This window comes from Vibrio sp. 1F253 (assembly GCF_041439295.1).
GTDB classification, from domain to species: Bacteria; Pseudomonadota; Gammaproteobacteria; order Enterobacterales; family Vibrionaceae; genus Vibrio; species Vibrio tasmaniensis_A.
In genome coordinates this window covers 1-8,946 of record NZ_JBGONU010000082.1, presented here as the reverse complement: position 1 = coordinate 8,946, position 8,946 = coordinate 1, and the positions used below count along the sequence as shown (strand labels likewise).

Annotated in this window: 6 protein-coding genes; 3 read left to right on the top strand and 3 right to left on the bottom strand. The window is 45.7% G+C overall.

The window, feature by feature from the left end; translation table 11 throughout:
* Positions 1 to 202 precede the first annotated feature (202 nt).
* Both ACED28_RS22100 and pulA read right to left on the bottom strand, forming a co-directional pair.
* Entirely contained in the window at positions 203 to 1,969 is a 1,767-nt protein-coding gene (locus tag ACED28_RS22100) for an alpha-amylase family protein (protein ID WP_371710758.1), read from the bottom strand.
* Positions 1,970 to 2,224: 255 nt separating this feature from the next.
* The gene (pulA, locus tag ACED28_RS22095; protein ID WP_371710757.1) at positions 2,225 to 5,938 is read right to left on the bottom strand and encodes a pullulanase-type alpha-1,6-glucosidase; all 3,714 of its coding nucleotides are present in this window, start codon (positions 5,936 to 5,938) and stop codon (positions 2,225 to 2,227) included.
* 376 nt (positions 5,939 to 6,314) lie between these two features.
* Here pulA and ACED28_RS22090 point away from each other — a divergent pair, with 376 nt between their 5' ends.
* Entirely contained in the window at positions 6,315 to 6,704 is a 390-nt protein-coding gene (locus tag ACED28_RS22090) for a DUF1294 domain-containing protein (protein WP_012600169.1), read from the top strand.
* Positions 6,705 to 6,758: 54 nt separating this feature from the next.
* Here ACED28_RS22090 and ACED28_RS22085 read toward each other — a convergent pair whose 3' ends face one another.
* Entirely contained in the window at positions 6,759 to 7,343 is a 585-nt protein-coding gene (locus ACED28_RS22085) for a LysE family translocator (protein ID WP_102582758.1), read from the bottom strand.
* A 141-nt stretch (positions 7,344 to 7,484) separates the two neighbouring features.
* Here ACED28_RS22085 and ACED28_RS22080 point away from each other — a divergent pair, with 141 nt between their 5' ends.
* Together ACED28_RS22080 and ACED28_RS22075 are read left to right on the top strand one after the other, a co-directional pair.
* Positions 7,485 to 7,925: an Lrp/AsnC family transcriptional regulator gene (locus tag ACED28_RS22080; RefSeq protein WP_009845852.1), complete on the top strand. Its 441-nt coding sequence runs from the start codon at positions 7,485 to 7,487 to the stop codon at positions 7,923 to 7,925.
* Between the two features lie 26 nt (positions 7,926 to 7,951).
* Positions 7,952 to 8,881 (top strand): LysR family transcriptional regulator, encoded by a 930-nt coding sequence (locus ACED28_RS22075; protein ID WP_012600171.1) that lies wholly within the window; start codon positions 7,952 to 7,954, stop codon positions 8,879 to 8,881.
* Positions 8,882 to 8,946 lie beyond the last annotated feature (65 nt).

The following is an 8,946-nucleotide window of genomic DNA, read 5'->3' as shown; positions in this document are numbered from 1 at the left end:
GAAACACACATTAACAAGGTGTGAATGAGTAAAAGGTCTACCTTATAATGGGGCAAAAACAAGTTACAGCTACCCGCCATAGCTGCTTAGAACGTGCTTTGAAAACCAACGACCGTCTGAATTTTACTTATCCGAAGACGACGTTAAGTACCGTTTCCTCTGATTTAACGCCGTCATCACCAGTTACTTTTAGAACGATTGATTAAAGGGGTAACACCCAAGCGAAAGCGGCTAGGGGGGGGAATTCTGCACTGAAGTAACCGACACCATTTTCCACATACAGCGTCTGTTGTTGGACGCCTTCAATATGTTCTTGGAGCGTATAGCTTCCGTCAGCGATGCCTAGTTTTTGAATAACCTCTGCCGTCACCTTCAACTGAATGTGGTCTGTTTTGCTTTGGCTGAAGTTAGCCGCGGCGATAACCAGTTCTTGGTTATCAAAACGCAAGAAAGCATAAACAGAATCACTTAGCTGATTGGATTGGTGTAAGTCTTGGTACGCTCCGGTCATCGATGAATGGTTCAATGAAAACGTCATCACTTGTTGGTAGAAGAGTCTGAGCTGCTTTTCGTCATCGTTGAGCTGTCCGCCATCGAACTTTCCTCCGTTCATCCATTTTTGATGTTGAGGAACACCGATGTAGTCAAATATAGACGTGCGAGAAGGTTGCCCAAAGCCTGCGTTCTCCGCGCCCGATTCGCCTACTTCTTGCCCGAAGTAAATCATGGTGGGAGAGCTACTTAATAGCGCACTGACTAACATGGCAGGTTTGGCAATGTGTGGGTTACCAACAAAATCAGGAGACGCGACACGCTGCTCATCGTGGTTGTCTAAGAAGTGCATCATGTGATGTTCGATGTCCATCATTTGATGCTGGATCTCAGGGATGACTGCCGTTGAAGCCTTACCTTGCATGACTGCTTTTAGGCCGTCGTAAAGATCGACTTTGTCATACAGATAGTCCATTTTACCCATGCGAATGTAATCACGATAAAGGTCCGGTTGATACACTTCCGCCATCAAAAAGGCGTCTTGATTCTTTACTTTGATTGATGAATTGAGATAGCTCCAGAATTCGACCGGTACCATTTCTGCCATATCGTAGCGAAATCCATCGACGCCTTTTTCTAACCAATATAATGCGATGTCTCGAAACTTAATCCATGAATCCGGCACATCAACTTGCTGCCAGAAATGGTAGTGGGCGAGGTGATCACGCATCGCATAATCATTCGGTAGTACAGGGAAGTCTTTTGAACCGTCTGGTCGTACGCCATAGTTAATTTTTACGGTTTCATACCAATCATCGAAGTTAGGTTTGCTCAAGCGCGATCCGTTTCCTGTCCATTTGGCTGGGGACTCAACAAATGGTGAGGCTAAATTCGGGTGTTGTTCGCCACCAAGAGGAGTGAACGCAGGTTCGATCTCGGGCAGTTCAAATGCGCTGTCAGGAATGTAATAGAAGTTATTGTTGCGATGATACTCAACCGTCGTGTCATCTTGATCGCCAAAGTCACGTACGCATTCTGGGTTATTCAGGCCTTGGTAATTACGGGCAATGTGGTTAGGGACGATATCAATGATGACTTTCAAACCATTGTCATGGCTTCTTTTGATCAAGGCTTCGAATTCCTGTAAACGCTGCGCTGGGTTGTCAGCAAGATCTGGGTTTACGGAGTAGTAATCTTTGACGGCATAAGGTGAGCCAGCCCGTCCTTTCACAACGCTTGGATGGTCGTCTGAGATGCCGATGTGCTTGTAGTCGTTGATCACAGCATGATGTGGTACTCCGGTGTACCAAATATGAGTGATGCCAAGTTCTCTAATTTCTGTCAGCGCTTTATTGGTGAAGTCACTGAACTTGCCCACGCCATTTTGTTCAATGGTTCCCCAAGGTGTGTTCTGTGTATTCTGATTGCCGAACAAACGGGTAAAAACTTGATAGATTGAATGTTTCTTGTTGTACATACTTATATTCCATCTCGAGAAGTGGAGCTGTAGGGCTTTGTCGTTGAAGCTGTGTTAGACGTTATATTTGATATAGAAGTTATCGTTAGGAGGCTAGCTTAATCAGAATGCGGCTTTATCCTCCTTGGGTAAGAAAATCGGGGCGTAGTTGCTGTGGTATGTGAGCGGCTGCTCAAAAAAGGGGAGGTTAATACCTCCCCCTCGCTCTTCCCCAAAAAAACAGGCTCGTCTGTGATGATTATGTGAATGTGAAGCTTATTGTTTCGTCACAGATACCACGGCTTTTTCTGCGCTGTCATTGAGTTGATGAATCGCATTCAGTGTGAATGTGTAGTTGCCGGCTTCGGTTACATTCAACTTACAGTCGCCTTCGCTGCCAATGTTGATCGAGCCCTGAGCTAAGTCGACGGAGTGACAGCCAATATCCAAGATACCCCAAGTAGAACCGCCAAACTTGAAGCCATATTCACCCACAGCCAAAGCGCCAGTGACAGAGTAAACGCCGTTACCAACGAAGTTCATCGCCCAAGCGTCCGTCGGGTTCCATCCGTTCATTGCACCACGTACATAGACGGTCGTTTTGCCATATGGCGGAATCTTAGATACGTCCTTTTGTGAGTTATCAACCGATAACCCAGCACCTTGTGACGCGCCTTGAGTTTGCACAAACACAGCGGTGGTTAATGGCGGTACGGTGAAAGTCTCAGCGGAAAAGGTGGCGCCTTTCACGATGTCATCGGCAGAGTTCTGCTGAATGGTATGGAGTGTAAAGCCCGTTGCTCCCGTGATTTTGAACGATTGAGATTTACTCGTTGAGTTTATAACAACCACAATCGCATCAGCGGTAGTATCTAGGTCTTTGCCCGTGGAGATTCCGTCATCAATAGACATCACGATCAGGCCTTCGATTTGATCTTTGCCCACATTGCGGAAGTCGACTCGCTTCATGACTTCTTCTGCTGTGTCTAAACGGAACAGTTCACTTGAGCTGCGGATTTTTAACAGCTCTAGGAATTGCTGCTTGGTTAGGTCAATGTCTTCTTTTACTGGTTTAGCTGTGCTGTCGGCAATGATGGTTTTGATGAGTTCCCAGTTGGCACCATCTTTGTCTTCACGAGGTAAGCCAACATTCCAGTTATTGCCAGTACCATCAAACATCACACGGTTGTACCAATCGCCAGAGTCGTAAGAATCACGCTGCATCGATTTAGAACGTAACAGTTCAGACCCCATGTGGATGAACGGGATGCCTTGGCCCAACATGACGGTCGAGAGCGATACCGACTGCATACGAGCTCGTTCAGCAGAGCTTGTGCCTTCGGCGATTTTGTAAGCGTTGTTATCCCAAAGAGTTTGGTTGTCGTGCTTGGAAACGTAAGAGATGTTCTCTGACGGCATCTTAGTGTAACCCGCGGGTGCGCCGTTGTAGTCGACGTTTTTGCCCAGTTTGGTATCGCCTTTGTAATCCAGTAATACGTATTCAGCTAAGTTACCCGCCATGCCTAAGCGCACAAGATCTTGGTTGTGTAAACGACCGTTGACTGAATCTTGATCAACTTTGGTTTCTTCGTTGGCAAACGCGGCGTTACCGAAGCCTTGGTTAAATCGAAGTGGGTGCTTACCTTCAGAATCGACACCACCATCAAATGGGCTACCGCCTCGCACTGCATCACGCAAACGGTCAGAGAAGGTGCCAATTTCGGTACCTGCCATATTGATCTGGTTGGCTTGTTCGAAGCGAGCGTTGTTTGCTACTTCGCCAAAGTCCCAACCTTCGCCATAGAACAGGGTATTTGGGTCGATCTTGCGCACTTCTTTCAATGCCTCGACCATCACGCTTTTTGGCTGGTGGCCCATTAAATCAAAGCGGAAACCATCAACCTGATAGTCGTCAGCCCATACCTTGAGTGAGTCGACCATCAACTTACCCATCATTAGGTTTTCAGTTGCGGTGTTATCACAACACGTTGAGCTTTCCACGCCACCAGTGTTCACATTCAGGCGGTGATAATACCCAGGGACGATCTTATCCAGTACGGACTTATCGTTCACGCCAGACGCATTGGTATGGTTATAAACCACGTCCATGATCAGTTTCAGATCCATGTCGTGCGCAGCTTTAACCATTTGACGGAATTCTAGAATACGTTTTGAACCGTTAGGATCTGTCGCGTAACTTCCCTCTGGAACGGTGTAATGAAATGGGTCGTAGCCCCAGTTGAAACTATCTAACATACGCAGATCGTTCATTAGAGCTTGGGCATCGCCTGTTGAAGAGTTATAGCTGTTGAGTACGGCTTCGATGGTTTTGTTTTCATCTTCGGTGCCGCATAAAGTCGCTGTTGGTTTTACGTTACAGAGTTTGCTAACGGTGTCGGTGATATCCACGCGGCTCGCATCATCTTCATTGATGGTAGCGATATCGAATGCAGGTAAGATATGAAGCGTAGTTAAACCGGCATCTTTCAGAGCTTTCAAATGTTTTACTGACTCACGATCGGCTTCTGTTAGCGCTAGGTACTTGCCGTTTAAGCTTGCTGTACCTAACTTATCACTGAAGCTAAAATCACGAAGGTGTGATTCGTACAGTACGTGGTCTTCGTCTTTCTTCACCGTTGGGCGCTTATACCCAGCCCAACCTTGTGGCATCAGTGTTGAATCATCAAGGTCAATCACTTGTGAGTATGCTGAATTCTTCGACAAGCCGAGTGAGTATGGGTCGGTCACAAGGCGAGTTTCGATATTACCAGTGGTTGGGTGGTAGACCTTCACTTGGTAACGGTAATAACTATTCACGGCGTTAGAAATTGAATCCGTTGCCCAAATTCCTGATTCCAAGCTTTCCGTCATTGGGATCACTTTTGAACTTTGTCGGTCTTCGCTGTAGAGGACGAGTTCAACATCTTGCGCAGTAGGAGCCCAAAGTTTGAAGGTCGTCGTGTTGCCTTCCACAATCGCCCCCAGTGTTTCTCCCATTGCGTTACCCGTCTCTTTGTTGGCAAATACAGCATCAAGTACGCCGGGCTTTTGAACTTCAGTTGAAGAGATAACGTCGCCACTCGCATTGTACGCAACAACAATGATCTGAGATTTCAAGATGGTCCGCAGCGTGCTGGTGTCAACATCAATTGATAAAGCGGGTAGGCTTGCTAGATGACGGAAGCGTTCTTTTAATGCAGAGGATAGCTTGCCATCTTTCTTGAGTTCAACGGCCTGCCCACCGACGATCGCCTTATCATCGTTTATCGTGATGCTGTTATCGAGTGCGTAGAACAACTTGAGAGAATCGGCACCGTCTGCTGCTTCCCAAGCGATCGTCTTTGAGTCCAACCAATGTGCCTTCTGGCCATCAATCTTAACTGGGCGTTCTGAAATCGGTTCGTAGTACAGCGCGCTGCTGCCATGGAAACCGAATACAGATTGAGATTGACTCAGTTTGGTGAGATCAATTTTCGAGTTGGCGCTGCCAAACGCCTTATCGCCGCCATTATGCAAGATGAAGTTGATGCACTTATGAGGGTCGGATGCATCTGGATCGACTTTCAACACGTAGTAGGCGCCATAGGTATCATTGATGCCCTTGAATTCATAAGGTACGTCCCAGTCAGTCCCATTGTTACCTAATCCCATGCCGACTAAGTCAGTGCTCGTACAACCTTCACCATTCCAAAGGTGAAGCCCCCAGCCGTCGTAGGTCGAGCCAGAAGCGCGAGCCGCTGCAACATCACGTTTGTAATAAATAACAACTTCGTTTTCAGCGGCTTTATATAGACTATTGCTGTCAGAGTTTGTTTTGCTAGTGTCGCTTCCACAGCCTGCTATCAAGGTCGCGGTGACGAGAGGCAATATCGCCTTGGCTAAAGCTGAACGTTTGAAGTTGTTTGTTTGCGCAATATTGAAGCTCTTTGTTTTTGCAATCTTCAAGGCACTTTGTAGAATCTCGTGTTTATTGGTATTTATTTCGTTCACGTTTTGATATCCATATTTTTTACGAAGATGAATATCCTAGGCTTAACGATGCTCCACTATTTGTGACGCTTATGTATTAAGTTATTTTTAATCCGTAAAAATAGGAAACCTAGTGTCGATATCACGGATTGTGGTGGTTAACGCGCTTTTTTATTGGTTCAATAGCTCATAAAATACAGTTGGTTAGCCATAGGCGTAGAAGATAGGAGTAGTCGCTAGGGGTGATAACTACGCCTTATTTATGTGAGCTTAGTGGCACTTCACTCGCAGGTTGTTTTTTCTATCAAAAAAAGTTTGTACTCATTCGCCTCAAATGCCTTAGTGAGTCTTTAATGTGGAATGGTGACGCTATGTTGTTCATTATCCAAAGGAGTTGATGTTGTCTTCATCTATTCAAATCGCTATTACTTATCTGGTATTGGTAGCGGTATCTGCGTTGTTTTCAGAAAGTTCAAAAGCGCTCTTGGTGTGGTATTTAGTTATCGGAATAGTGACGTTTTTTGTGTACGCGAAGGACAAGAGAGCGGCAATCAATGGTAATTGGCGTGTACCAGAGAAAACTCTGCATATTTTTTCTGTTGCTGGTGGTTGGTTAGGGGCGTTAATTGCTCAAGATAAACTGCGTCATAAAACGCAGAAGCAACCATTTAGACTTGTATTTTTCGTGACGGTGTCACTTAATGTTGTGGCTTTTGTCTGGACGTTAACGCCGAGTGGGCAGGCGACATTTGGTCAATGGCTAAGTGAGATTATTAAGCTCTTTTAAAGAAACGGATGGTTAGCACCTAAGTACTAACCATCAATAGATAAAGTAAGTCGATTAGATCATCGGAATCGTCGATGCTAAAAGTAACCCTGCCATACCATAGTTGAAGCTTTTGATTCGAACGGGTGTTGTTAGCCAATGCTGGAGCTGCTTACCTGCCGCTGTCCAGAATGTCACAGAAGGCAAGTTGGCTAGTGTGAAGATACTGGCGATGATCGCGAGCTCCCACCATGAACTACCACTGCTGTACACTGAAATCGCCGTCAGCGCCATCGACCAACCTTTAGGGTTCACCCACTGAAAACTGGCAGCGCCAATGAAGGTCATTGGTTTAAAAGCCTCAGTGCTTTTGGCTTTGCCACTCAATGCTATCTTAATCGCAAGGTACACAAGGTAAGCAAGACTCAGGTATTTCAAGATTTGGTGAGAGACCGGATAGGCGTTAAAAACCCCCATTAAGCCGAAGCCAACCAATAGCAACATGGCTGCAAAACCCAGAGCAATGCCCAGCATGTGCGGAATAGTACGCGCAAAGCCAACATTGGCTCCTGATGTCATGAGCATGATGTTATTTGGACCTGGTGTGAAGGTCGAGACAAACGCAAACAAGGCAAGTGCGCTAAGTTGTTCTAAAGGCATTGTGATTCTCCAGCAGTAAAATGAACGAAGTGACTGACCGGTCATGACTTTCACGTGTTGAGAAACATAGTAGGTGGAAAGTGAGGCAATTATGTGCTTTTATTTCCTCAATTATCACTTAATGCACAATAATAAGTACTTATGGATAGATTTGACGAAAGGATATTGCAAGAGCTTAAATTGGACGGCAGAATCTCCAACATTGAGCTTTCAGAACGTATAGGATTGTCGGCTTCAGCGACCTTAAGGCGAGTACAGGATCTCGAGCGTAAAGGGATCATTCAAGGTTACCGTGCGGTTCTGGATAATGGCCTGATGGGCGTTGGCTTTATAGCTTATGTTTCGATTGGCTTGTCGAGCCATAGCAAAGCGGCTCAGCTAGAGTTTGAACAGCACGTCAGTATGGAAAAAGAGGTGGTGGAGTGCCACAACATTACTGGTGCCAACGAGTACTTGCTAAGGGTAGAAACCAAAGATCTACCGGGTTATAAGAAGTTTCATGCCGATGTGCTTGGGGAATGTGCTCAGGTTCAATCCATCACGACTATGGTTGTGATGGACACCCCCAAAGATGAACGTTAGTCGAGTTTTATTTCAGGAGAGGCGCAGTGCCAAATACTAACCAGTTGTTGTTGTTCTTAGATGTGGTTCAACAAGGGTCGTTTACCAAAGCGGCAACCTTGCATGATATGGACAACTCATCACTCTCTAAACAGATAAAAAAGCTTGAACAAGATTTAGGTGTTCAGTTGCTCAACCGTTCTACGCGTTCGTTCTCGTTAACGTCGGCAGGGGAAGATATTCTCGCGCAAACCTATGTGCTGAAAGATACTATTAATCAGATCCAAGGCATTGCCGACTCGTACCAATCTGAGCCCAAAGGTGTGTTACGAATTACGTCGCCGATCTATTTTGGTCAGCAATACTTGCAACCTATTATTACTCAGTTCATGAGAAAGTATCCGGATGTTCAGATTGTGCTGTCATTGGACGACAAGATCGCCAACATCATTGCAGGGCAGTTTGATATCGCGTTTCGCTTCAGTAAGCTCGTTGAATCGAATTTGATTGCCAAGAAGATTGCCGACAGTAACTTTATGCTCGTTGCATCGAACGACTTTGTGAAAGAGCACGGTGAGCCAAAGACGCCACAAGATTTGCTCTCCTTACCTGCGGTTATCTATACCAATGGTGATATGACAGTCGATCACCTGCGGATCAGTGAAGAGCCACATGGCAACATTTTCCAAAGCCTGACGATTCGTGGCAACTATAAGGTCAGTGATGTTCGTACTATGGTGTCTTGCGTAAAAGATGGCTTAGGTTATGGCTTCCTTGACCAATCAAACTTGTATGCCTCAATGAAAGAGTTGGGCTTGGTTACGTTACTTCCTGATTATGCAATATCGACGGTTGATACGGCTATTTATGCTGTGTATCCGCATCGTAAGCAGACCAAATTGGTGAAAGAGTTCATTACTACGGTTCAAGACTATATTGGCTCTCCGACCATTTGGGAGAAGATGCAGCAAGGTTAGTTGGAAAGTCTATGATCTGCTCCAGTCAGACTGGACACTTAGCTAAGCGACATTTCGCTTTTCAA